General features: G+C 68.1%; 27 protein-coding genes. 9 read left to right on the forward strand and 18 right to left on the reverse strand.

Annotated elements, in window-relative coordinates:
* Position 1: 1 nt before the first annotated feature.
* The 10 genes from pheT to ACFYLW_RS11350 all read right to left on the reverse strand — a co-directional run bounded on the left by pheT (position 2) and on the right by ACFYLW_RS11350 (position 7681).
* Positions 2–2425, reverse strand: a complete 2424-nt coding sequence (gene pheT / locus ACFYLW_RS11305; protein WP_312064728.1) for a phenylalanine--tRNA ligase subunit beta — start codon at positions 2423–2425, stop codon at positions 2–4.
* Positions 2422–2820, reverse strand: a complete 399-nt coding sequence (locus ACFYLW_RS11310) for a hypothetical protein (RefSeq protein ID WP_292085037.1) — start codon at positions 2818–2820, stop codon at positions 2422–2424. Before ACFYLW_RS11310 ends, pheT begins: the two co-directional genes overlap by 4 nt.
* Complete coding sequence (locus ACFYLW_RS11315) at positions 2817–3212, reverse strand: hypothetical protein (RefSeq protein ID WP_390183000.1); 396 nt, start codon at positions 3210–3212, stop codon at positions 2817–2819. The genes ACFYLW_RS11310 and ACFYLW_RS11315 overlap by 4 nt, the downstream gene beginning before the upstream one ends.
* 36 nt (positions 3213–3248) lie before the next feature.
* Positions 3249–3638 (reverse strand): hypothetical protein, encoded by a 390-nt coding sequence (locus tag ACFYLW_RS11320; protein ID WP_312064732.1) that lies wholly within the window; start codon positions 3636–3638, stop codon positions 3249–3251.
* 1 nt (position 3639) lies between these two features.
* Positions 3640–4716 carry a phenylalanine--tRNA ligase subunit alpha gene (gene pheS / locus ACFYLW_RS11325; protein WP_312064733.1) on the reverse strand — a complete coding sequence of 359 codons (1077 nt, stop codon included), beginning with the start codon at positions 4714–4716 and terminating at the stop codon, positions 3640–3642.
* A gap of 58 nt (positions 4717–4774) precedes the next feature.
* A complete protein-coding gene (locus tag ACFYLW_RS11330; RefSeq protein ID WP_292085032.1) occupies positions 4775–4978 on the reverse strand; it encodes a dodecin family protein in 204 nt (67 codons plus the stop codon).
* Between the two features lie 146 nt (positions 4979–5124).
* Entirely contained in the window at positions 5125–5481 is a 357-nt protein-coding gene (gene rplT, locus ACFYLW_RS11335) for a 50S ribosomal protein L20 (protein WP_292085030.1), read from the reverse strand.
* Positions 5482–5592: 111 nt separating this feature from the next.
* Complete coding sequence (gene rpmI / locus ACFYLW_RS11340; RefSeq protein ID WP_003166435.1) at positions 5593–5790, reverse strand: 50S ribosomal protein L35; 198 nt, start codon at positions 5788–5790, stop codon at positions 5593–5595.
* Between the two features lie 280 nt (positions 5791–6070).
* On the reverse strand, positions 6071–6592 hold the full coding sequence (infC, locus tag ACFYLW_RS11345; RefSeq protein ID WP_292085029.1) for a translation initiation factor IF-3: 522 nt from the start codon (positions 6590–6592) through the stop codon (positions 6071–6073).
* A gap of 126 nt (positions 6593–6718) precedes the next feature.
* The gene (locus tag ACFYLW_RS11350) at positions 6719–7681 is read right to left on the reverse strand and encodes a glycosyltransferase family 9 protein (protein WP_312064735.1); all 963 of its coding nucleotides are present in this window, start codon (positions 7679–7681) and stop codon (positions 6719–6721) included.
* A 79-nt stretch (positions 7682–7760) separates the two neighbouring features.
* Between ACFYLW_RS11350 and ACFYLW_RS11355 the strand changes: the two genes are divergently transcribed.
* Complete coding sequence (locus tag ACFYLW_RS11355) at positions 7761–8501, forward strand: alpha/beta hydrolase (protein ID WP_312064738.1); 741 nt, start codon at positions 7761–7763, stop codon at positions 8499–8501.
* A gap of 141 nt (positions 8502–8642) precedes the next feature.
* On the opposite strand, the gene hslU is transcribed toward ACFYLW_RS11355, so the two are convergent.
* From hslU to hslV, 3 genes are all read right to left on the reverse strand, one after another.
* Entirely contained in the window at positions 8643–9947 is a 1305-nt protein-coding gene (gene hslU / locus ACFYLW_RS11360; RefSeq protein ID WP_292085025.1) for an ATP-dependent protease ATPase subunit HslU, read from the reverse strand.
* A 19-nt stretch (positions 9948–9966) separates the two neighbouring features.
* On the reverse strand, positions 9967–10860 hold the full coding sequence (locus tag ACFYLW_RS11365) for a DUF4440 domain-containing protein (RefSeq protein ID WP_313471872.1): 894 nt from the start codon (positions 10858–10860) through the stop codon (positions 9967–9969).
* Positions 10861–11054: 194 nt separating this feature from the next.
* Entirely contained in the window at positions 11055–11609 is a 555-nt protein-coding gene (gene hslV / locus ACFYLW_RS11370; RefSeq protein WP_312064704.1) for an ATP-dependent protease subunit HslV, read from the reverse strand.
* Positions 11610–11738: 129 nt separating this feature from the next.
* On the opposite strand from hslV, the gene ACFYLW_RS11375 reads away from it, so the two are divergent.
* Positions 11739–12149: a BLUF domain-containing protein gene (locus ACFYLW_RS11375; protein ID WP_292085020.1), complete on the forward strand. Its 411-nt coding sequence runs from the start codon at positions 11739–11741 to the stop codon at positions 12147–12149.
* 31 nt (positions 12150–12180) lie between these two features.
* Entirely contained in the window at positions 12181–12954 is a 774-nt protein-coding gene (locus ACFYLW_RS11380) for a molybdopterin-synthase adenylyltransferase MoeB (protein WP_312064702.1), read from the forward strand.
* On the opposite strand, the gene ACFYLW_RS11385 is transcribed toward ACFYLW_RS11380, so the two are convergent.
* Positions 12951–13937: a D-glycerate dehydrogenase gene (locus ACFYLW_RS11385; RefSeq protein WP_312064700.1), complete on the reverse strand. Its 987-nt coding sequence runs from the start codon at positions 13935–13937 to the stop codon at positions 12951–12953. The genes ACFYLW_RS11380 and ACFYLW_RS11385 overlap by 4 nt on opposite strands.
* Before the next feature lie 68 nt (positions 13938–14005).
* Between ACFYLW_RS11385 and ACFYLW_RS11390 the strand changes: the two genes are divergently transcribed.
* The 3 genes from ACFYLW_RS11390 (at position 14006) to fabB (ending at position 16458) form a co-directional block, all read left to right on the forward strand.
* A complete protein-coding gene (locus ACFYLW_RS11390) occupies positions 14006–14560 on the forward strand; it encodes an SH3 domain-containing protein (protein ID WP_390183002.1) in 555 nt (184 codons plus the stop codon).
* 68 nt (positions 14561–14628) lie between these two features.
* A complete protein-coding gene (fabA, locus tag ACFYLW_RS11395; RefSeq protein ID WP_207824497.1) occupies positions 14629–15168 on the forward strand; it encodes a 3-hydroxyacyl-[acyl-carrier-protein] dehydratase FabA in 540 nt (179 codons plus the stop codon).
* A 60-nt stretch (positions 15169–15228) separates the two neighbouring features.
* Positions 15229–16458: a beta-ketoacyl-ACP synthase I gene (gene fabB / locus ACFYLW_RS11400; RefSeq protein WP_312064696.1), complete on the forward strand. Its 1230-nt coding sequence runs from the start codon at positions 15229–15231 to the stop codon at positions 16456–16458.
* 271 nt (positions 16459–16729) lie between these two features.
* Here fabB and ACFYLW_RS11405 read toward each other — a convergent pair whose 3' ends face one another.
* A complete protein-coding gene (locus ACFYLW_RS11405) occupies positions 16730–18073 on the reverse strand; it encodes a trypsin-like peptidase domain-containing protein (RefSeq protein WP_312064694.1) in 1344 nt (447 codons plus the stop codon).
* 124 nt (positions 18074–18197) lie between these two features.
* On the opposite strand from ACFYLW_RS11405, the gene ACFYLW_RS11410 reads away from it, so the two are divergent.
* Positions 18198–19004 carry a DUF3313 domain-containing protein gene (locus ACFYLW_RS11410; protein WP_312064692.1) on the forward strand — a complete coding sequence of 269 codons (807 nt, stop codon included), beginning with the start codon at positions 18198–18200 and terminating at the stop codon, positions 19002–19004.
* Here the strand turns inward: ACFYLW_RS11410 and ACFYLW_RS11415 are convergent.
* The gene (locus ACFYLW_RS11415; protein ID WP_312064690.1) at positions 19001–20191 is read right to left on the reverse strand and encodes an acyl-CoA dehydrogenase; all 1191 of its coding nucleotides are present in this window, start codon (positions 20189–20191) and stop codon (positions 19001–19003) included. The genes ACFYLW_RS11410 and ACFYLW_RS11415 overlap by 4 nt on opposite strands.
* A 155-nt stretch (positions 20192–20346) precedes the next feature.
* Between ACFYLW_RS11415 and ACFYLW_RS11420 the strand changes: the two genes are divergently transcribed.
* Together ACFYLW_RS11420 and ACFYLW_RS11425 are read left to right on the forward strand one after the other, a co-directional pair.
* Entirely contained in the window at positions 20347–20613 is a 267-nt protein-coding gene (locus ACFYLW_RS11420) for a DUF6356 family protein (protein WP_312064689.1), read from the forward strand.
* Between the two features lie 166 nt (positions 20614–20779).
* The gene (locus ACFYLW_RS11425; protein ID WP_312064687.1) at positions 20780–21973 is read left to right on the forward strand and encodes a CaiB/BaiF CoA-transferase family protein; all 1194 of its coding nucleotides are present in this window, start codon (positions 20780–20782) and stop codon (positions 21971–21973) included.
* A 15-nt stretch (positions 21974–21988) separates the two neighbouring features.
* Here ACFYLW_RS11425 and ACFYLW_RS11430 read toward each other — a convergent pair whose 3' ends face one another.
* Both ACFYLW_RS11430 and odhB read right to left on the reverse strand, forming a co-directional pair.
* The gene (locus ACFYLW_RS11430; RefSeq protein ID WP_312064685.1) at positions 21989–22396 is read right to left on the reverse strand and encodes a hypothetical protein; all 408 of its coding nucleotides are present in this window, start codon (positions 22394–22396) and stop codon (positions 21989–21991) included.
* A 113-nt stretch (positions 22397–22509) separates the two neighbouring features.
* Positions 22510–23997, reverse strand: a complete 1488-nt coding sequence (gene odhB / locus ACFYLW_RS11435) for a 2-oxoglutarate dehydrogenase complex dihydrolipoyllysine-residue succinyltransferase (RefSeq protein WP_312064683.1) — start codon at positions 23995–23997, stop codon at positions 22510–22512.
* Positions 23998–24024 lie beyond the last annotated feature (27 nt).

Raw genomic sequence — 24024 nt, forward strand, 5'->3', positions numbered from 1 at the left:
CTCAGCTCCGCAGCGTGCCGCCGGCCTTGCCGGCAGCCGCGACGATCTTGGCCGTCAGGGCCTCGATCTCCGCTTCGGTCAAGGTCGCGTCGCGCGGCTGGATCTCGACCTCGATCGCCACCGACTTCTGGCCTTCCGGCACGCCCTGGCCGCGATAGACGTCAAAGACGCGCACCTCGGCGATCAGGGTCTTGTCGGCGCCGACAACGGCGCGAGTCAGGTCGCCCACGGCCTTGGCCTCGTCCATCAGGAAGGCGAAGTCGCGCGACAGCGGCATCAGGTTCGGCAGATCCGCCGCGCCCCGGGCCTTGCCGCCTTTTCCACGCGGTTCCGGCACGGAATCGAGGATGATCTCGAAGGCCAGCATGGGGCCGTCGGCGTCCAGGGCCTTGAGAACGCGGGGATGCAGGGCGCCGAACTCGACGATGACGTTCTTGGGCCCCAGTTGCAGGCGGGCCGAACGGCCAGGGTGCCACCAGTTCTGGTTCGAGCCCTGCGCCAGCTGCAGCGAGGCGACCGGCGCGCCGATCTCTTCCAGCAGGGCGAGCAGGTCGCCCTTCAGGCCGAACAGGGCGTCCTCGCCCGCACCGCCCCAGTGACGATCGGAATGGGGCGCGATCAGACCGGCAATGGCCGTGCGCTGACCGGTCGGCTGGTCGTTCAGATAGATCGGGCCGATCTCGAACAGGGCGGCGTCGGCGTGGCCGCGCGCGGCGTTGCGCGCCGCCGCCTGAATCAGGTTGGGCAGGATCGACGGCCGCATGCAGTCGAGGTCCGCCGCGATGGGGTTCTCCAGCACCAGGCGATCATCGCCGCCGCCGAACAGGGCGGCCGTCGACTGCTTGGTGAAGGACCAGGTCACGGCCTCGGCGTAGCCCAGGGCCGCCAGGGCGCGACGCGCCGTGCGGACGCGGGCCTGACGCGGGCTGAGCACGCCGCCGGGGGCGCGGGCGACCTCGGGCAGGGGCGTGTTCGGCAGGGCGGCGAAGCCTTCGATGCGCGCCACCTCCTCGACCAGGTCGGCACGGCCCTCAACGTCGCGACGCCACGACGGCGGCGTCACGGTCCAGGGTTCGGCCTGATCGGAACCGCCCGCGGTGACCAGGAAGCCGAGCTGGCCCAGGATGGTGCCGATGCGGTCGTCGGCCAGCTCCATGCCCGTCAGGCGCTGCACATAGGCCGGGTCGAAGGCGAAGGGCGCCGGGCTGGCCGGCGGCTCGCCGACAAAGACGATCTCGGACGGCTCGCCGCCGCACAGGTCGAGGATCAGACGCGTGGCCAGCTCCAGACCCGGCGTGACGGAGACCGGATCGACGCCGCGCGCGAAGCGGTACTGGGCGTCGGAGTGAATGCCCAGGGTGCGGCCCGTCTGGGCGATGACGATGGGCTCGAACCAGGCGCTTTCCAGGAAGACGTCGGTGGTGTCGTCGCTGCAACCGGTGCTCTCGCCGCCCATGACGCCGCCCAGGCCGATGGGGCGCTCGCCCGCGGCGTCGGCGATGACGCAGTCGGCCGACGAGGCGGCGTAGGTCTTGCCGTCCAGGGCGATCAGGTGCTCGGGCTCGCCCGTCTCGGCCGAGGTCAGCCCCCCGCGCACGACGATCTCGGTCCCCGACAGCTTGGCCATGTCATAGACATGCAAGGGCCGAGCGCGGTCATAGGCGATCAGGTTAGTGACGTCGACCAGACGGTTGATCGGGCGCAGGCCGATGGCGGTCAGGCGTTTCTGCAGCCAGGCCGGCGACGGGCCGTTCTTGACGCCGCGAATGACGCGACCGGCGAAGACCGGACACATCTCTGGCGCATCCAGCCGCACCGAGATCGGCGAGGGGAAGGCCCCGCGCACCACGGCGATGTCGAAATGCTTCAGCTTGCCGACGCTGGCGGCGGCCAGGTCGCGAGCGATGCCGGCGACGCCCAGCCAGTCGGGGCGGTTCGGGGTCACTTCGAAGTCGATGACCGGCTCGGCGCCGAACAGGCCGGCGACCGGGGTGCCAACCGGGATTTCCGGCGGCAGCTCCTGAATGCCGTCGCTTTCGTCGGCCAGCTCCAGCTCGGAGGCCGAGCACAGCATGCCGTGCGAGACGACGCCGCGCACCGGCTTTTCGACCAGGGTCACGCCCAGGCCCGGCACATAGGCGCCGATGGGCGCGTAGATGGTGGTCAGGCCCGGACGCGCATTGGGCGCGCCGCAGACGATTTCCTTCATGCCGTCGACGGTGTCGACCTGGCAGACCTGCAGGCGATCGGCGTCGGGATGCCGCGCGGTCGAGATGATCTTGGCCACGGTGAAGGGGGCCAGGGCGGCGACGGGGTCGTGAACGTCCTCGACCTCCAGCCCGGCCATGGTCATGGCCTCGGCGATCTGGTGGGCGTCGGCCTCGGTCTCGAGGTGGTCCTTCAGCCAGGAAAGCGTGAACTTCATTGGGCGGCTCCGCCGCTGATCGCCTCGGCCATGGAATCGAGGAAGGCCGGCGTGCCGGTGAAGCCGACGCCGACGAAGCGGCAATTGATGAACTGGCAGTTCCGGAACGGGATCGGGCCGACGACGCGGCTCAGGCTCTGCGGCGCCAGCATCAGGCTGCGCGGATCGCCCTTGGTCTCTCCCAGGTCACAGCCGTCGAACTCGCACCCCTCGATCGGCAGGACCACTGCGGGCCCCTCGAACAGGCAGCCCTCGAAACGACGGTTCTCGATCGCCGGCGCGCCGGCCCGCATGACCTCAAGGAGAAGTTGCGGCAACCAGATGCTGATGCGGGTGTAGGTCGGCCCTGGGCCGATCGGTTCAAGCGTAAGGGGAGCGTTGGCGACTTCGGTCATGCCTGAACCGCCGTTCCCCATGCGCTCGCGAGATCCTTCTCCATCTCATCCAGCATCTCACGCGCCCCCGTGAAGGCCACCTGCACGAAGCGGCAGCGAACAAACCGGCAGTTCGACATGCCAACGGCGCCAGCGATCATGTCGCCGCGCGGGTCCATAAGCAGAGTGCGCGGATTTTGGGCCACGCCCATGTGGCAGGTGTCGAAGGTGGTGCCGTTCATGACGGCGATCACCGCCGGGCCTTCAATCAGACACTCGGTGAAGGTCTTGCCCTCGATGAAGGTCTGGCCGGCATTCATGTGATGAACCGCCAGAGAGGGAAGCCAGACGGCTTCCTTCTCGAAGGTGGTGCGCGCCACCAGTTCGCGGCCGAACTTTTCTTCGGCGGACATCGGGGTCTGTGTCGTGTCGGTCATGTCTGTTTCGATCTAGAGAGAGTTCGGCAGGGCGACGATCTGGGCGACGAACTCATCGGTCCCGGTAAAGCCTACGCCGTAGAATTCGCAGCCGATGAAGGCGCAGTCACGCATCGGGATGGTCCCGATCGCCTTGTCGCCGACGGGCTTGAGCACCAGGTTGCGGATGTCGCCGCGGCTGTCGCCGAAATTGGTTTCGTCGAACGTCACGCCGTTGGAGACAAGGATAATCGCGGGCCCCTGGATGCGGCAGCCCTTGAAGGTGCGGCCCTGGATCAGGCCAGGCCCGTTCCTCGCAGCATGGGCGAAAACCTCAAAGAGGGTCAGATCGACATTCTCGAAGACCGCGGCGCCGAAGTCCTCGACCAGGGCGACGGGGCGGTTGATCGGCAGTCGGCTCATGTCAGGACAGTCCGCTGGCGGGGTTCGGCGCGGCAAAGGCCGAGAAGCCGTAGTGGGCCAGCCAGCGCGTGTCGGCCTCGAACATGGGGCGCAGGTCGGAGACGCCGTATTTCAGCATGGCCAGGCGGTCGACGCCCATGCCGAAGGCGAAGCCCTGATACTCGTCCGGGTCGATGCCAGCGTTGCGCAGCACGTTCGGATGCACCATCCCGCAACCCAGGATCTCCAGCCAGTCCTCGCCCTCGTTCAGGGTCAGCTTGCCGCCCGAGCGGTCGCAGCGGATGTCCATCTCGGCCGAGGGCTCGGTGAAGGGGAAGTGGTGCGGGCGGAAACGGGCGTTGACGTCGTCCAGCTCGAAGAAGCGGGCGATGAAGGTCTCCAGCGTCGTCTTCAGATGACCCATGTGGATGTCGCGGTCGATCACCAGACCCTCGATCTGATGGAACATCGGCGTGTGGGTGGCGTCGGAATCCTTACGGAAGGTGCGACCGGGCGCGATGATGCGGATCGGCGGCTTCTGCGACATCATGGTCCGCACCTGCACCGGGCTGGTGTGGGTGCGCAGCACCTTGCGCTCGCCCGTTTCCGGGTCGGGCTTGAGGAAGAAGGTGTCGTGCATTTCCCGCGCCGGGTGCTTGGGCGGGAAGTTCAGGGCGGTGAAGTTGTGGAAGTCGTCCTCGATGTCCGGGCCTTCGGCCACGGCGAAGCCCATCTCGGCGAACAGGGCGATCATCTCGTCCATGACCTGCATGGTCGGGTGCACCCCGCCCTTGCGGCGCGGGCGGCTGGGCAGGGTCAGGTCGACGCGCTCGGCCAGCAGACGAGCGTCCAGCTCGGCGGCCTCCAGCTCGGCCTTTCTGGCGGCGATGCCGGCGCTGACCCGATCGCGCAGACCGTTGATGATCGGCCCCTGTTCGCGGCGTTCATCGGGGCTGAGCGCGCCCATCCCTTTCAGCAGGGCGGAGATGGTCCCGGTCTTGCCGAGGGCGGCGACCCGCACCTCTTCTATCGCAGCGACGCTTGGCGCCGCCCCGATGGCGTTGATCAGGTCGAGTTCTAGCTGGGCGAGATCGGTCATGGTCCGCAGCGTCTAGCCCGACACGGCCGTCACGCAAAGCCTTCAGCGTCGATCAGGCTCAGTCCGCAAGGACGAATGTGACCTTCATGTTGACCCGGTATTCGGCGATCTCGCCGTTACGGACCACCACCTTCTGGTCCTGAATCCAGGCCCCTTCGACGTGACGCAGGGTCTTGTCGGCCCGGGCAATCCCCTGGGCGACGGCGTCGTCGAAGCTGACGGTGGACGATGCGGTGATCTCGGTGACGCGGGCGACGGACATGGGCAAAGCCTCCTCAACCGCCGGTTCGCCTGTCGAACCGGCTGCCGAACCCAACGCCCGATCCGCCCAAAAGTCAGGCTTGGCCATGAAAAACGCCCGTCCCGGTTCCGGGGCGGGCGTATTCAGCATCAGTGATGCGGTATCGCTTAGGCGGCCAGAGCGGCGCGGACCTTGTCGGCGATGGCCTTGAAGCCGGCCTCGTCGGCGGCGATCGTCGACAGAACCTTACGGTCCAGCACGATGCCGGCCTTGTCCAGGCCGTGGATGAACTGCGAGTAGGTGAAGCCTTCCAGACGGGCGGCGGCGTTGATGCGCTGGATCCACAGGGCGCGGAACGAACGCTTCTTGTTGCGACGGTCGCGGTAGGCGTACTGGCCGGCGCGGTCGACGGCGGCCTTGGCCGTACGGATCGTATTCTTGCGGCGGCCGTAGAAGCCCTTGGCCTGCTTCAGAACCTTCTTGTGCTTGGCGTGGGACGTAACGCCCCGTTTGACGCGTGCCATGTTTTTATTCCCTTCGGGAAGTCCCTAGCGCTCGACCCGCGGGGTCTCGCTGCTTGAGGGACTGTCGTTCAAATTCAGTGTGACAGGATGATCAGGTATGCAGCGCGCCGATCAGGCGTACGGCATGTAGGACTTGATCTTCTTGGCGTCGGCGTCGGCCATGACCGAAGTGCCGCGGTTTTGGCGGATGTACTTCGAGTTGTGGCTGATCAGACGGTGGCGCTTGCCGGCGACGCCAGCTTTCACCTTGCCCGTGGCCGTGAATTTGAAGCGCTTCTTGGCGCCAGACTTCGTCTTCAGTTTCGGCATTTTCACTCTCTCTAATTTTAGTGGGCTACCGCTCTGCGAGCTACATGAGCCCGTAGTGCGGAGCTGAAACGAACGGCCCAGGCATGCCTGTTAGCCCGGCTGTTCGGTACGCGAAGGGGCGGCTTTTACGGCGCCGCCCCCCCAAAAGCAAGACGCCCGGCGCCAGAACAGAGCGTCTGGGCCGGGCGTTTGAACCGGATCCGAGATCCTCGCTCAAGTCGCGAACCGCCGCGCGGCGAGCATAGCGACCCGAAAAGCCTCGCCAGGAGGCGGCAGCCTCTTAGCGAGGCGCCAGGATCATGATCATCTGACGGCCTTCCATACGCGGGGCGTATTCGACCTTGGCGACTTCGTCGAAGTCGGCCTGCACCTTGTTGAGCAGTTTCATGCCCAGTTCCGGGTGCGCCATTTCACGGCCGCGGAAGCGCAGGGTCACCTTGACCTTGTCGCCCTCCTCGAAGAAGCGGTGCATCGACTTGGCCTTGACCTCATAGTCATGGGTGTCGATGTTCGGACGAAGCTTGATTTCCTTGAGCTCGACGATCTTCTGACGCTTGCGCGCCTCGGCCTTCTTCTTCTGCTCCTGGAAACGATGCTTGCCGTAATCCAGGATCTTGCAGACCGGCGTCTCGGCGTTGCCGACGATCTGGACCAGATCCAGGCCAGCCTCTTCGGCGGCTTCCAGGGCGGCGGACAGCGGCATGACGCCCTGTTTCTCACCGTTCTGATCGATCAGCAGAACGCGGGTGGCGCGGATTTCCTGGTTGATGGGCGGCCCGTCCTTGACGGGCGGCGCTTGCATGGGACGGCGAATGGGCGTCGTTTCCTTATGTGGTCAGAAGACAGTCTGTAATCTCTCGCGAGGATCAGCGCGCGACAGAGCGGCGCGTTCCCGGCGGGCGGAATATGACGACAGAAGCCCTGAAATTCAAGGCTGGTCAGGGTTTGCGCCGATGTAGGCGTCGTACAGCGCCAACACGCCCTCGAATACATGGTCGACCGTCAGATCCTCGATCGGCGCGAACTCTCCTCGCGTCTCGTTGGAGGCGACGGTGCGGGTCTTCGGACCCCACGGCCCGTAAAGCCACCACTCGGTCGGTCCGAACAGGCCCAGTGTCGGACGGCCCAGCGCGGCCGAGACGTGCATCAGACCGCTGTCATTGCCGACGAACAGCGCCGCACGATCAATGGCGGCGGCCGAGCACAGGATGTCGCCCTTGCCCACACAGTCGATGGCGCGGTCGCCCGCAGCCTCCAGCGCCGGGGTCGCCGGCGGGCGGTCGCCGGGTCCGCCGACGGGCATGAAGCGCCAGCCGTCGAAGCGCGGCTCGGCCTTCAGCTTCTCGACCAGCTGACCCCAACGGTCGGAGGGCCAGGACTTGCCCGGCTGGTGGGCGATGGGCGCCAGGGCGATGATCGGGCCTTCGCCCGACCCTGCCTGAAGCTGAGGATCGATGACGGCGGCGGCCTCGGCGCGGGCCTGGGCGTCGAGGAAGATCTCCGGATCCAGCGGCGCGGCCGAACCCATCAGGCGCGACACCATCTCGACCTTGCGCAGCCCCGTCTCCCAACGACGATTATAGACGATCCGGCGTTTGGTCGGGATCAGCCAGGCCAAAGCCGAGCCGCGGATGTCGACGACCAGATCCCATTTCGTGGCGCGCACCTGCTTCCACAGATCGACCCAGTGTCCGGCGGCCTTCTTCTTGTCGAGGATGATGACCCGCTCGACATTGGGCGCCGAGCGGAAGAAGGGCGCGGGCGGACGCCCGCAGGCCACGGTGATCTGAACCCCCGGCAGCTGGCGCGCGATCTCGCGGATCACCCCCGAGGAGATGACGCAGTCGCCGATGCGGTTCGAACTGACAAAGAGGGCTTTGGGTGCGGACAAGCGGGGCTCTCGCGGCCTGTGAAGAAACGCCGTCTCTGCTAAAGCCATTCCGCGCCGAATGACAGTCCGAGGAGTTTCCATGTCCGACATCCAATCGCTGAAGCGCCCCGACGGCGAGACCCTGGCCTTCAAGACGGTGCGGGGCGTCGGCCCCACGGTCATCTGGATCGGCGGCTTCCGCTCGGACATGGAGGGAACCAAGGCGCTCGCGCTTGAGCAGGCGGCGCGCGAGCGGGGCTGGAACTACGTCCGCTACGACCACTTCGCCCACGGCCAGTCCTCGGGCGACTGGAAACAGGCCACCATCGGCCGCTGGCGCGAGGACGCGATCGCCCTGATCGACAGTCTCAAAGGCCCCGTCATCCCGGTGGGTTCGTCGATGGGTGGCTGGGTGGCCCTGCTGGCGACGCTGGCGCGACCGGAGCGGATCAAGGGTCTGGTCCTGGTCAATCCGGCCCAGGACTTCACCGAAAAGCTGATGTGGCCCGGGCTGGCCGATCATGAGCGTCAGGCCATCCTGCGCGAGGGCGAGACCGTCATCACCGAGGAAGGGCTCGGGTCCTACGTCCTGACCCGGCGCATGTTCGAGGAGGCGCGCGACTGGCTGCTGCTGGACGGCGTGATCGAGATCACCGCGCCCGTTCACGTCCTGCAAGGTCGCGCCGACGACGTGGTGCCGTGGCGCCATCAGGTCGAGCTGGCCGAGCGCCTGACCGGCGGCGACCTGCGTCTGGACCTGATCCAAGGCGGCGACCACCGCCTGTCGAACCCCGCCGATCTGGCGCGGTTGGTGGAGGCGGTGGAGGCTATGCGGGCTTAGCGCCGCGTCTTTCCTCCCCACTCTGTGGGGAGGGGGACCGCGTAGCGGTGGAGGGGCCTGCTCGGCGGGAACGGCCCCTCCGTCACGGCGCTATCGCGCCGCGCCACCTCCCCATGGAATGGGGAGGAAAGGCTCAAGCCATCACAGGATGAACCGGCTCAGGTCGATGTTCCTGGCCAGATCGCCGACCTTTTCGCGCACCTTGTCGCCGTCGAAGGTCAGGGTCTGGCCCGACAGGTCCGAGGCCTTGAAGCTGGTCTCTTCCAGCACCCGCTCCAGCACGGTCTGAAGCCGGCGCGCGCCGATGTTCTCGACCGTGGAGTTGGCCGCCACGGCGGCGTCGGCCATGGCCTCGACCGCATCATCGGTGAAGACCAGGGTCACGCCTTCGGTCTCCAGCAGGGCCTGGTTCTGACGGATCAGATTGGCCTCGGGCTCGGTCAGGATGCGCTTGAAGTCGTCGCGGGTCAGGGCCTTCAACTCGACCCGGATCGGCAGGCGGCCCTGCAGTTCGGGCAGCAGGTCCGAGGGCTTGGCCACATGGAAGGCGCCCGAGGCGATGAACAGGACATGGTCGGTCTTCACCGGCCCGTACTTGGTCGACACCGTCGTGCCCTCGATGAGGGGGAGAAGATCGCGCTGCACGCCTTCGCGTGAAACATCGGCCCCGGACGCCCCCTGTCGCGCCGCCACCTTGTCGATCTCGTCGAGGAAGACGATGCCCTCGTTTTCGGCCAGCAGCAGGGCCTCCTTGGTCAGGCTTTCCTGATCCAGCAGCTTGTCGCTTTCCTCGGTGACAAGCGGGGGAACAGCTTCGGCCACAGTCAGCTTGACCGTCTTGGTGCGCCCGCCGCCCATCTTGCCCAGCAGGTCCGACAGGTTCAGCAGGCCGACGTTGCCGCCGCCGCCCGGCATGTCCAGGCCCTGCAGGGGCGAGGTGGTGTCGGCCAGGGCGATCTCGATCTCCTTGTCGTCCAACTCCCCGGCGCGCAGCTTCTTGCGGAAGGCGTCGCGGGTGGCGGGCTGCGAGCCCGGCCCCACCAGGGCGTCCAGAATGCGCTCCTCGGCCTGCCCCTCGGCGCGGGCCTTCACGCCCGCCCGGCGCTTCTCGCGCACCATGACCAGAGCGCTCTCGACCAGATCGCGCATGATCTGATCCACGTCGCGACCGACGTAGCCGACCTCGGTGAACTTGGTCGCCTCGACCTTGAGGAAGGGCGAACCGGCCAGCCTGGCCAGGCGGCGGGCGATCTCGGTCTTGCCCACGCCCGTGGGGCCGATCATCAGGATGTTCTTGGGCGTGACTTCGTCGCGCAGATCCTCGGGCACGCGCTTGCGGCGCCAGCGGTTCCTCAGGGCCACGGCCACGGCGCGCTTGGCGTCGTCCTGGCCGACGATGAAGCGATCCAGTTCGGAGACGATTTCACGGGGGGATAGGTCGGTCATGATCGCCAGATAGGGGGTCTCAGCCGCCGGCGGGAGGGGGTGCGACGACAGGCGCGGCGGAAACGGGCGGGGCCGGGATCAACTGGGCGAACATCAGGGCCCATCCGTCCGTCCCCTTGCGCCACAGCCGCACATAGTGGCCGCGCCGCTCGGCCTCGTCCCGCGTCCAGCGCGCCGAGCCCCAGGTCCAGGCCAGGTCGCCCGCGCGCGAGGCGCCGCCGCCCTCGGTCGGGCCGAAATCGAAGCTGGAGGGCCAGCCGTCCAGCGCCGCGGCCATGGCCGCCCGACCGATGGCCGGCGGCCGCGGCGCGACATAGAGCCGCCCGTCCTCGGCCAGCACCGCCAGATGGGCCGCCTTCTGATCCGTGCGCGCGGCCCCGGCCAGCTTCGCCTCGGCGGCCCGCACCTCGTTCATCGCCGCCTCGGGCGAGGCGGAGACGCCCTGGCCTGCCGCCATCAGGTCGGGTTCACTGTCAGGGCCGGGAACCTCGGCCGCCGTGGCGCCGGAACCGCCGTCATAGACCCAGCGCCATCGGCCGTCCGGCTGGCAGGCCCAGAGGGTGAAGTAGTGCCCCGTGCGCGCGCCGTTGACCGCCACCCCGCCGGTGGTGAAGCCCAGGTCGCCCGACCGGGCGAGACCCGCCCAGTTCGGCCACCATTCCAGACGCGGCTCATCAACTGGACGCGCTGCATCGGGTGAGTAGACCTCGCGCACCGTCTGGGCGCGTCCCTCGGCGATGACCACGGCGTCGGGCAGGGCCCATTTGTTGAAGCTGCCGCCGACGCCCAGGCCGGGCGCGTCGGCGGCGAAGGCCCGCTCGGCGGCCACCACCGGCGCGGGCGAAGACGCGGGACACGACGGCCCTTCGGTCGAAACCAGGGCGGCGGCGAACAGCAGGGCGGCAAGCGGCATGGCGAAGTCCTCCGCCGACCATTGATCGCCCGGAAGCGCGTCCTGTCGCGTTAATTCGCTGAAAGCCGACGCTCAGGCGACCAACCGCCTGAAACCCTGCGGGGACGCGCTCAAGAAGCGCGCGACCGCGAGCCACGCGATAGCGCCCTACGATCGCTCAAGCAGCGAGCCGCCGCGCGGCGCGCGTAGCGCCCTTAAAGACTCTCGATGGTCAGATTGCCGTTGGTGTAGACGCAGATTTCGGCGGCGATCTTCATGGCCTTGCGGGCGATCTGCTCGGCATCCTGTTCGCTGCTTTCGTCGATCAGGGCGCGGGCGGCGGCCAGGGCGTAGTTGCCGCCCGATCCGACGGCGGCCACGCCGTACTCCGGCTCCAGCACGTCGCCGACGCCCGTCACCGTCAGAATGGTGTCCTTGTCGGCGACCAGCAGCATGGCCTCCAGCCGACGCAGATAGCGGTCGGTGCGCCAGTCCTTGGCCAGTTCGACGCAGGCGCGGGCCAACTGGTCGGGGTATTGCTCCAGCTTGGCCTCCAGCCGCTCGATCAGGGTCAGGGCGTCGGCCGTGGCCCCGGCGAAGCCGGCCAGCACCTTGCCGCCCGCCAGGGTGCGCACCTTGCGCGCCGCCCCCTTGACGATGGTCTGCCCCATAGAGACCTGGCCGTCGCCGGCGATGACGGTGCGGCCGTTCTTGCGCACCGCCAGAATGGTGGTGCCGTGCCAGTCGGGAAAGCTCGAGGTCTGGGTCATGGTCGCTCAGATGGCGAGGAAAGATCGCGCTCGCAAGACGCCGTCGCGCCGCAGGGACTTCCGTTTTGTTAACCCTGGCGTGACAGGGAGCCTTCCCCAGTCGCCTCGCCTAGCGTTCGAGTACCCGCCTTGCCTCTGCACCGCGCCATCTATGTCAGCGACGCCGTCGGCGAGGCTGCGACCAGCCTGCTGGTTCTCGCCGAAATCCTCGGCGCCTCGGAACGCAACAATCGTCGCGACGGCCTGACCGGGGCTTTGATGCGCCACGGCGGCCGCTTCATGCAGGCCATCGAGGGGCGCCGCGCCGACGTGGATCGGCTGATGGACCGACTGCGCGCCGATCCCCGTCACCAGAACATCCGCCTGCTGTCCGACCAGGATGTCGCCGGCCGCCTCTTTCCCGAGTGGCCGATGACCCTGGCCCAGATGACGCCCGCCGCCGCGCGCGTGCTGAACGGCGCCGGGTTGGACCAGTTGAGCCCTGATCGCGCCGAAACCTTGCTGAGCACGGCGACGCAGGCCCTGACTGTTCCGGCCTGACGGGCCGCCGCGACTGCGCTAGACAGGGTGCGTGATCCAGCCTGCCGCCCCCGCCCCTGTCCGTTTTTCCGACGAGGAAGTCGATCGCTACGCGCGCCAGCTGGTGCTGTCCGAGATCGGCGGCCCCGGCCAGCAGGCCCTGAAGCGCGCGCGGGTGCTGATCGTCGGCCTGGGCGGGGTCGGGGCGCCCGCCGCCCTCTATCTGGCCGCCGCCGGGGTCGGGACCCTGGGTCTGATCGACCATGACGCGGTGGCCCTGTCCAACCTGCAGCGGCAGATCATCTTCACCACCGCCGACGCCGGACGTCCCAAGGTCGAGGCGGGCGCCGCGCATCTGGCCGCCCTCAATCCCCATGTGGCCGTCGAGCCCTTCATCGAGCGGCTGACGCCCGATAACGCCCGCGACATCATCGAGCGCTTCGATCTGGTGCTGGACGGCACGGATGACTTCGACACCCGCTTCGCCGTCAACGCCGCCTGTGTGGCCACGGGCAAGCCCCTGGTGTCCGGGGCCCTGGGCCGATGGAACGGTCAGGTCGGCGTCTTCGTCGGCGAGCCCTGCTATCAATGCCTGGTGCCGGAAAGCCCGCCCGACGCCGAGACCTGCGCCCGTGTCGGCGTGGTCGGCGCCCTGGCCGGGGTCATCGGCGCCATGACGGCGCTGGAGGCGATCAAGCTGATCACAGGCGCGGGCCAGCCCCTGACCGGCCGGCTGATGCTCTATGACGGTCTGGCGGGAAGCAGCCGGGTGGTGAAGATCGCCGCCGACCCGGCCTGCCCGGTCTGCGGATCAGCCCACGCCTAGAGCATGGCCGGGATGACCCGGTCGGGCGGCCGGTGGCCGTTCTGATAGGTCATGATGTTGGCGATGACCCGGTCCCCCATGTCCTGACGCGCCTCGATGGTGGCCGAGCCGAGGTGGGGCAGCAGCACCACGTTGGCGCGGCCCATCAGGCGCGGATGCACCGCCGGTTCGTGCTCGAATACGTCCAGACCCACGCCGAACAGGGCGCGACGGTCCAGCGCCTCGACCAGCGCCGCCTCGTCGATCAGTTCGCCGCGCGCGGTGTTGACCAGAATGGCGTGGGGCTGCAGCCGCGCGATACGCTCGGCCGACAGGATGTGGCGGGTGTCTTTCGTGGCCGGACAGTTCAGCGAAATGACATCCATTCGCGCCAGCATCTGATCCAGATCGTCCCACCAGGTCGCGCCCAGTTCCTCGGCGATCATGTCCGAGACGGGTTTACGGTTGTGATAGTGGACCTGCATGCCGAAAGCCTTGGCCCGGCGCGCCAGCGCCTGGCCGATGCGGCCCATGCCGACGATGCCCAGGCGCTTGCCCCACAGCTTGCGGCCGCACATCCAGGTCGGGCTCCAGCCCTGGAACTGGCCCGCCGCGACGACATTGGCGCCTTCGACGATGCGGCGGCTGACGGCCATGATCAGGCTCATGGTCAGGTCGGCGGTGTCCTCGGTCAGGACGCCAGGGGTGTTGGTGACGATGATTCCGCGGCCCACGGCGGCGTCGATGTCGATATGGTCCACGCCCGCGCCGAAGTTGGCGATCATCTTCAGCTGCTCGCCCGCCCCCGCGATCAGCTCGGCGTCCAGATGGTCGGTGATGGTCGGGATCAGGACCTCGGCGCGCTGCAGGGCGGCGGCCAGGTCGTCGCGCGACATCGGACGGTCGGTCAGGTTCAGTTCGGCGTCGAACAGCTCGCGCAGGCGCGTTTCCACCGTATCGGGCAGGCGTCTGGTTAATACGACCTTAAGCTTGCGAGCGGACATAGGAAGCCTGGGTTTCGACGGGCGGTAACGCCCGAACGGGACGTGTCGATCCGGTGTCTAGCAAAGCTGTGGTCAGGTTCAAAAGTTTCCGGCGTATCGCCGTCATCGCCGCCGTCCTCGGATCGGGCGTCTTCGCGGGCGCCAGCGCCCGCATGCCTGACGGCCGGCCGACCCCGACAGGTCTGGAAGTGCCGCGCTGGGTCACGCTGAAATCCTCTCAGGTCCGCGCCCGTCAGGGGCCGGGCCTCGATTACCAGATCCTGTGGGAATACCGCGCCGCGGGCCTGCCCGTGCAGGTGATCGCCGAGACCAAGGAGTGGCGCAAGATCTGCGACCCGGACGGCTCGGTCGCGTGGATCCACCGCACGGTCGCCTCGGGCCGCCGCAGCGTCCTCAACCGCTCGGCCGAAGAGATCCTGATCCACTCGGGCCGGTCCGCCGCCTCGTCGGTGCGGGCCCGCCTGTCGCCGCGCTCCATCGTCTCCCTGGACGAATGCGAAGACGGCTGGTGCCGGGTGCGCGCGCGCAAGATTCGGGGCTGGGTGCCCGAACGGGCGGTCTTCGGAACCCAGGAACGCGCCCTGTGCAACGCCGCCCGGCCCGCCGGCGCCGGTCGCAGCTAGACTTCACAACAGTTGAGCGGGCGCGCAGGGTCGTGTAACCCGCCCGCAACACTTCCGGAGCGTCATCCTTGAGCCAGTCCCAATATCCGTCGTCGTTCGATCATGAAGGCCTCCTGGCCTCGGGCCGCGGCGAGCTGTTCGGTCCGGGCAACGCCCAGCTGCCGGCCCCGCCGATGCTGATGTTCGACCGGATCAAGACCATCACCGCCGACGGCGGCGACTACGGCAAGGGCTATGTCGAGGCCGAACTCGACATCAACCCGGACCTCTGGTTCTTCCAATGCCACTTCATCGGCGACCCGGTCATGCCCGGCTGCCTCGGCCTGGACGCCATGTGGCAGCTGGTCGGCTTCTATCTCGGCTGGATCGGCGGCCCCGGCAAGGGCCGCGCCCTGGGCGTCGGCGAGGTCAAGTTCACCGGCCAGGTGACCCCCGACGTCAAGAAGGTGGTCTATAAGGTCCACCTGAAGCGCGTCATCAACCGCAAGCTGGTCATGGGCATCGCCGACGGCGTGCTCGAGGCCGACGGCGAGGTCATCTACACCTGCGCCGACATGCGCGTCGGCCTGTTCGGCGGCGCGGCCACGGTGGCGTCGACGGACGCCTGACCCCATTTGATGCAGACCGCGGTCAACGCGGCGCCTGAAGACTGAATGTTAGGAAACACCATGCGGCGTGTCGTCGTCACCGGATTGGGCATCGTCTCCTCCATCGGCACCGGCCAGGACGAGGTCGCGGCCTCCCTGCGCGAGGCCAAGTCGGGCGTCCAGCACGCCGCCGACCACGCGAAGTACGGTTTCCGCTCGCAGGTCTGGGCGCCGCCGGCGCTCGGCGTCACCGCCGAGGACTGGGCGCCCCTGGTGGACCGTCGCGCCGCCCGCTTCCTGGCCAACGGCACGGCCTGGGCCCACATCGCCTTCGAGGAAGCCTTGAAGGACAGCGGCCTGAGCGCCGAGGAGATCAAGGACGAGCGCATCGGCCTGATCGTCGGCGAGGGCGGCCCCTCGACCCAGGTCATCCTGCAGGCGGCCCAGACGACCGTCGAAAAGGGCTCGCCCAAGCGCGTCGGCCCCTTCGCCGTGCCCAAGGCCATGGCCAGCGGCCCCTCGGCCGTTCTCGCCACCTGGTTCCAGCTGAAGGGGATCAACTATTCGATCTCCTCGGCCTGCGCGACCTCGGCTCACTGCATCGGCGCCGCCGCCGAGCAGATCGCCTGGGGCAAGCAGGACGTGGTCTTCGCGGGCGGCTGCGAGGACATCGACTGGTCCATGTCGAACATGTTCGACGCCATGGGCGCCATGTCCTCCAACTTCAACGAAACGCCCTCGGTCGCCTCGCGCGCCTATGACAAGGACCGCGACGGCTTCGTCATCGCGGGCGGCGCCGGCATCGTGGTGCTGGAGGAATACGAACGCGCCGTGGCGCGCGGCGCGACCATCTACGCCGAAGTCACCGGCTACGCCGCCAACTCGGACGGCTATGACATGGTCGCCCCCTCGGGCGAGGGCGCCGAGCGCTGCATGAAGCTGGCGCTGAAGATGGCGGGCGATCCGAAAATCGACTACCTCAACCCCCACGGCACCTCGACCCCGGTCGGCGACGCCAAGGAAATGGGCGCGGTGCGCAACGTCTTCGGCGACGCCATGCCGATGATCTCCTCGACCAAGTCGCTGACGGGCCACTCGCTCGGCGCGGCGGGCGCGCAGGAAGCCATCTACTGCCTGCTGATGATGAAGCACGGCTTCGCCGCCGAGAGCGCCCACATCGAAAACCTGGACCCCGAGTTCGAGGGCATGCCGATCCTGCGTCAGCGCCACGACGGCGAGCTGAAGCACGTCATGTCCAACAGCTTCGGCTTCGGCGGCACCAACGGGACCCTGATCCTGTCCAAGGTCTGAGATCAGCTTGGCGGCAGGAATTGTCGCCTCGGACACGAAAATAACGCCATTCGGCCCTTCGTCCGCCCGGATGGACGTTCAGAAAGGCACCATCGGCCTGTCGGAGTTCGGAAAAGTCCCGGATCCTGAACAGCCCCCCCAGCCCCCCAGGATTTTTCCGCTAAAGGGCTTCGACGGGCCGATGCTTCCTCCAAGCAGAGACGCCCGCGACCGCCCTCCTCCCCCTCCTGGCGACGCGGGCGTTTTGTTGTCTGGACCTCAGTGAGACGGATCAGCCGGGCAGGCTGATCGTTGTCCGCTCGCCGTCACGCATCACCGTCAGTTCGACCGCGCCGTCTTGCAGAGCCCCTGCCAGGGCGGCCATGTCGGCCACGCGCGCGCCGCCGACCTCGATCACCACGTCGCCCGCCTGAACCCCCGCCGCTGCTGCGGCTGAGCCGCCCTCGACCACGGTGACCTGCGCCCCTGCGCCCTCTCCCGAATTGCGGAAAGTCAGGCCGCGCGCCATCGCCGCGCTGCGCCCAAGGCGCACGGCGGGCAGGTCAGCGGACTGCACCGTCAGGCTCGCCGTGGCCTCGCGCCCGTCGCGTAGATAGACCACCGGCAGGGTCGCGCCGGGCCGGGCGATGCCGACGGTGGCCTGGACCGAACCCGCGTTGGCCACGGGACGATTCTGCAGACGCGTGATGACGTCGCCGGGACGCAGGCCCGCCTGCTCTGCCGCCGAGCCCGGCGCCGCGTCATAGACCACCGCGCCGCGCACGATGTTCAGGCCCATCTCCCGCGCGCGCTCGGCCGTCAGCGAACCCAGGGCCACACCGATCTGGCCGCGCTTGACCTCGCCGGTGGCGCGCAGCTGATCAACCACGAACATCATGATCCGGGTCGGCACGGCGAAGGCGATGCCGTCGTTGCCGCCGCCCATGCCGCCGGACAGGATGGCGGTATTGATGCCGATCAGCCGCCCCCGACTATCCAGCAGCGGTCCGCCCGAGTTGCCCGAGTTCACCGCCGCGTCGGTCTGGATGTAGTCCTCGATGGCGTCGCCCATGCCCGAGCGGTTCAGGCCCGAGATGACCCCCATGGTCAGGGTCTGGTCCAGCCCCAGGGGATAGCCGACCGCGAAGGCCAGGTCGCCGGTGCGCAGGGTGTCGGAATCCACCGTCTGGACCTGGGACAGGCCGGACGCCTCGATCTTCAGCACGGCGATGTCGGTGGCCTTGTCGGCGCCGATCAGCGTGGCGTCGAAGAGGCGGCCGTCGATCAGGTCGACGGTAAACTTCTGGCCGTTCTCGATGACGTGGTGGTTGGTGACGATGATGCCGTTCGCGGCGTCGATGATAACGCCAGATCCGCCCTGCGAGGGCTTGGGATCGCCTTCCGAACGCGGGCCGCGCGACTGGCCCAGGGTGGTCACCTGGACCACGGCGGGCAAGGAGGCGTCGAGGCCCGAGGCGAAGGTGAAAACCCCGCGCCGCGCATCATAGGGCAAACCCTGGACCGCAGGCGTCTGGGCCGAGGCAGCCGCCGGAGCCGCCGTCGCCGCAACCGGCGCAGCGCTCAGGGTCAGGACAAAGGCGGCGCCGGTCGAGGCCAGCAGGGTGTGTCGCATCATGGTCGGTCCCTTCGCAGACCCACAGCCTAGCGCGGGAAGTCGGTCGTGACGACCGCCTATGAACCAAAGCCGATGCTGGAGCGTACTCAGAAAAATCGTCGGTTCTCGACGATGGAGGGATCCTATGAGCAGAACGTTCCCAGGCGCGGTCTCGACAGCCTGCCTGGCCCTGTGCACCGCCGCTTGCGCCACCGCCCCGGAGCCGCCATCCGGTTTCCTCTCCAGCTATGAAGGACTTGCAGCCCGCTCGGACACGGTGCGCGCCTCTGTGCGACAGCGGCGGGACGAGCAGGCGGCCCGCGCCGTGGAAAAGGTTCATATCGAACGCGCCGTGCTGACGTCGGACGCGGCCCCGGCCCTGCGCGCCGAAGACTGGAGCCTGGTGCTGGGCGAGATGGATCGTCAGGTCTGCTATGAATTGAGCGAACGCTTCACGGTCCTGGACGCCCCTGCGCCGGATGCCGCCAGGGTTCGTCTGGCCGCGACGCGCATCAGCCCCACCGGTCAGGCGGGATCGGCCGCCTCGGCCGTCGCCAGCTACTTCATCCCCGGCCCGATCGGACTCCGGGCGCCGGGCACCACCGGCGGCCTGGCCGCCGAAGCCGAGCTGCTGGACCCCGATGGCCGTCAGGTCGCGGCCATCGTCTGGGCCCGCAACGCCACCGTCGTCGGCACGGACGACCCGTCCCTGTCGCGCGTCGGCGACGCTCATCAGTTGGCCGAGGTCTTTGGCGACATGGTCGGCGACGCCTTCGCCCCCGCCGACCGCAAGCCGCGCCCAATCGCCCAGCCCGACCCCTGCTCACGCTTCGGCCCGCGCGTCCGGCCCGAGGGCTTCGTCGTGCGCGCCGTCACGGGCCTGTATCAACCCGAGGTCAGCGGGGGCAGGAGACAGGAAGAAACGGCGCCGGCCGACTCCGACCGCCCCTAGAAGGCGCTTTCGCCCGTGATGGCCCGGCCCAGGATGAGGGCATGGACGTCGTGGGCGCCTTCATAGGTGTTGACGGTTTCCAGGTTCATGGCGTGGCGCATGACGTGCAGTTCACCGGTGATGCCGGCGCCGCCGTGCATGTCGCGGGCTTCACGGGCCACGGCCAGGGCCTTGCCGCAGTTGTTGCGCTTCATCAGGCTGATGGCCTCCGGCACCCAGGCGCCGGTATCCAGCAGACGACCCAGGGCATAGGCGCCCTCGAAGCCGAGGAAGATCTCGGTCTGCATGTCGGCCAGCTTCTTCTGCACCAGCTGGCGCGACGACAGGGGGCGGCCGAACAGCATCCGCTCGGCCACATAGTCGCGGCTGGCGTGGAAGCAGAACTCGGCGGCGCCCATGGCCCCCCAGGCGATGCCGAAGCGCGCCTTGTTCAGACAAGAGAAGGGGCCGCGCAGGCCCTGCACGCCCGGCAGGATGTTGGCTTCCGGCACGAAGACGTCGTTCAGGCCGATGTCCCCGGTGATCGAGGCGCGCAAGCTGAGCTTGTCGCCGATCTTGTCCGTGGTGAAGCCGTCGAAGTCGCGCTCGACGATGAAGCCGCGGATCTTGTCGTCGAGCTTGGCCCAGACAATCGCCAGGTCGCTGATCGGGCTGTTGGTGATCCAGTATTTGGCGCCGTTCAGGCGATAGCCGCCCTCGACCTTGACCGCCTTGGTCTTCATCGAGGCCGGGTCCGACCCGCCGTCGGCCTCGGTCAGGCCGAAGCAGCCGACCAGTTCGCCCGCCGCCATCTTGGGCAGGAATTTGAGTTTCTGCTCTTCCGAACCGAAGGCGTAGATCGGGTACATGGCCAGCGACGACTGGACGCTCATGGCCGAGCGATAGCCGCTATCGACCGCCTCGACCTCGCGCGCGATCAGGCCATAGGCGACGTGGCTGGCTTCCGAGCCGCCGTATTGTTCCGGCAGCATGGCCCCGAGGAAGCCCATCTCGCCCATCTCGGTCATGATGGCGCGATCAAAGGTCTCGTCGCGGAAGGCTTCGACCACGCGCGGCAGCAGGGCTTCGCGGGCATAGGACCGCGCCGCGTCCTGGATCATCCGCTCGTCGTCCGTCAGGCGGCCGCGCAGGTCGAAGGGATCGTCCCAACGGAAGGTCTGTTGCGAAGCGTGCGAGCCGTCGGCCATGGATGTTTCCTGAGCAGTTCAGTGTGCGGGGTTCTCTGGGCCGTCACGCGCGGGTCATCAGAGCGTGACGATGCGACCCCTGTTCCGAGGGCCGGTTTAGGCGATAATGACGGGGCCGGGTAGAGGGAGGCGGGGAACCGCGTTAGGCTGGGATCATGTCGAGCACGTTTTCACGTCTGTTCCGCGATCACCCGCGTGAGGTCAGCGAGACCTATCTGGAGCACATGGCCGCCTCATCGCGTTTCGGATTCAAGCTGATCCGCCTGGCCGCCTGCGCCTTCACCCATGCGGTCGTGCCGGGCGTGCACAAGAGCACGGTGTCCGACGCCATTCGCGGCATGGCCCGCGACATGGGCGGCCGCGCCGAGGAAGCTCGCGAATGCCGCATGAAGAACGCCGGCGTCTGGGACGTGGGGCTCTAGGACAGGAATTCTCCCTCCCCTGCATGGGGAGGGTGGCTGGCGCGCAGCGTCAGACGGGTGGGCGCGCTGGGCTGTTTCATGCGCACCGCACGTTCGCCGCGCCCTCCCCGCCCGGTCGCTCCGCGACCACCCTCCCCATGAAGGGGAGGGAGAGGTAAGAAACGTGATGACCCAAGCTCAAGGCCCCCTCGCTGGCGTTCGCGTCCTCGATCTGTCCCGCGTTCTGGCCGGCCCCTGGGCGACGCAGACCCTGGCCGACCTCGGCGCCGAGGTCATCAAGATCGAGCGTCCCGGCGAGGGCGACGACACCCGCCACTGGGGGCCGCCCTTCACCACCGCGACTGACGGATCAAAGGGCGACGCCGCCTATTTCCTGTGCGCCAACCGGGGCAAGAAGTCGGTCGAACTGGACATCGCCAGCCCAGAAGGCGCCGAGGCCGTGCGTCGACTGGCCGCCACCTGCGACGTGGTGGTCGAGAACTTCAAGACCGGCGGGCTGAAGAAGTACGGCCTCGACTACGCCGGTCTGTCGGCGAGCAATCCCAAGCTGGTCTATTGCTCGATCACCGGCTTCGGTCAGGACGGGCCGGACGCGCACCGGGCCGGCTACGACTACATGATCCAGGCCATGGGCGGGCTGATGTCGATCACCGGCCAGCCGGACGGGGCGCCCGGCGCCGAGCCGATGAAGGTGGGGGTGGCGGTCGTGGACCTGTTCACCGGCCTCTACGCCTCCAACGCCATCCTGGCCGCCCTGTGGCATGCGCGAGCGACCGGCGAGGGTCAGCACGTCGACGTCGCCCTGTTCGACGTTCAGGCGGCCATGCTGGCCAATCAGGCCACCAACTGGTTCGTCTCGGGGACCGCGCCGACGCGGATGGGCAACGCCCACCCCAACCTGGCGCCCTACCAGCCCTTCCCCTGTTCGGACGGCATGGTGGTCATCGCCGTCGGCAACGACGGCCAGTTCAGAGCCCTGGCGAAAGCGCTGGGCGTCGAGGCCATGGGCGCCGATCCGCGCTTCGCCACCAATGCGCTCAGGGTCCAGCACCGCGCCGAGCTGTCGCCCACCCTGTCCGCCCTGACGGCGGCTTTCACCATGAAGGGGCTGATGGCGACGCTGGAGGCGGCGGGCGTGCCCTGCGGCCCGGTCAACACCGTGGATCAGGTCTTCGAGGAGCCGCAGGCGCTCCATCGCGGCCTGACCGTCGAACAGTCGCGCCCCGACCTGGCCACGCCGATCCGCACCGTCGCCTCGCCCATCCGCCTGTCCAGGACCCCCGTCCGCTACGACGCCCCGCCGCCGAAGCTGGGGCAGGACACGGAGGCGGTTCTGGCTTCGATCACTCGAAGCGACTGACCTCGCGGCGGGAGCCTAGAAGGCCAGGACCTGCCACAGCCAGCCGATCCCGCACAGGCCAAGGATCGTGATCGCCACATAGCGGACGACGGTTTTCATCGAACCGATCGCCCCATAGACCTCGTCTTCGCGAAGTTCGCCAATCATGCCCGGCGTCGCGTCCAGTCGCCATTCTTCGGACTCTGCGCCGCCGAGATCGCCGAACTCGCCGCGCCGGGCGCGGGCGATCAGATCCCGCGCCTGGACGATCTGAAAGTCGGGCGCGGTCACCCGGAGCCCGCCAAACGCCACCTGCAAATGCGCCATGTTGGTCGCGGCGTCCCGGTCAGGCACGCGGGCGTCGATCCCGTGTCGCTTCAGAAAAGCTGCCGCCAGCTCCGCTTCGGGCAAGGTCGTGAACCGCGCCACTTCCAGTCGATCCATCTTGTCCTCAAGCCCTCAGTCCGCCCATACGGCGAAGCTAACACGGATCTCCCAATTGAAAACGGCGGGCCCCTTTCGAGTCCCGCCGTCGTCAGTTGTTGCTCGCGAAGACCTTACAGGTCCAGCAGGGCGCGGGCCGGGTCTTCCAGCAGTTCCTTGATGCGGACCAGGAAGGTCACAGCTTCCTTGCCGTCGACGATGCGGTGATCATAGCTGAGGGCTAGGTACATCATCGGACGGATCTTGACCTCGCCGTTGATGGCCATCGGGCGCTGCACGATGTTGTGCATGCCCAGGATGCCCGACTGCGGCGCGTTCAGGATCGGCGTCGACATCAGCGAGCCATAGGTGCCGCCGTTGGTGATGGTGAAGGTGCCGCCCTGCATCTGGTCCATGGTCAGGGCGCCGTCACGGGCGGCCTTGCCCAGGGCGCCGATGCCCTTTTCGATGCCCGCCAGCGACAGCGCATCCGCGTCGCGCAGGACCGGAACCACCAGACCCTTGTCGGTGCCGACGGCCACGCCGATGTCGTAGTGGTTCTTGTAGATGATGTCCGTGCCGTCGATCTCGGCGTTGACGGCCGGGATTTCGTGCAGGGCCTGGACCACGGCCTTGGTGAAGAAGGACATGAAGCCCAGCTTCACGCCGTGGCGCTTCTCGAAGACTTCCTTGTACTGGGCGCGCAGGGCCATGACGTTGGTCATGTCCACCTCGTTGAAGGTGGTCAGCTGGGCGGCCGTGTTCTGGGATTCCTTCAGGCGACGGGCGATGGTCTGACGCAGGCGCGTCATCTTCACCCGCTCCTCGCGCGGCTGGTCGGCGCGCGGCGCGGCCGGCGCAGCAGCGACCGGAGCCGCCGGAGCGGCGGCGCCGATGGCGGCGATGGCGTCAGCCTTGGTGATGTTGCCCTTCGGACCCGTGGCCGACAGCGAGGCCGGGTTCAGGTTGTTTTCCGACACGACGCGCTGGACGGCGGGCGACAGGTGAGCCGAGGCCGGCGCCTGGGCTGAGCCGCTGTTGGCCGGAGCAGCGGCGCCAGGCGCAGCCGCCGGGGCCGCAGCGGCGCCCGAGGCCGAGATGGAGCCGATGACCTGACCGGGGGTCACGGTCGCGCCGTTGTCGGCGGCGATGGTCAGGACGCCGGCGGCCGGGGCCGAGACCTCCACCGCGACCTTGTCCGTCTCGATCTCGACCAGAAGCTCGTCCTTGGCGACGGTGTCGCCCGACTTCTTCAGCCAGGTGCCGATCGAACCTTCGGCGACGCTCTCGCCCATGGTCGGGACGGCGATCTCGACCGAGGCGCCGCCCGAAGCGGCCGGGGCAGCCGGAGCCGCAGCGGCGGCGGGCGCAGCGGCCGGAGCCGAGGCGCCTTCGCTCACCGAACCCAGGACCGTGCCGGGAACGACCGTGTCGCCCTCGGCGGCGTTGATGGCGGCCAGGACGCCGTCGGCCGGGGCCACGACTTCCAGCGAAACCTTGTCGGTTTCCAGCTCGACCAGGACTTCGTCCTTACGGACGGAGTCGCCGACCTTCTTGGTCCACTTGGCGATGGAGGCTTCGCTGACGGATTCACCGAGGGCGGGGGTGAGGATATCGGCCATGGTTCGGTCCAGTGTCTTTTCGTGTCT

This window comes from Brevundimonas sp. NPDC007368, from assembly GCF_042869015.1.
Classification (GTDB): Bacteria; Pseudomonadota; Alphaproteobacteria; order Caulobacterales; family Caulobacteraceae; genus Brevundimonas.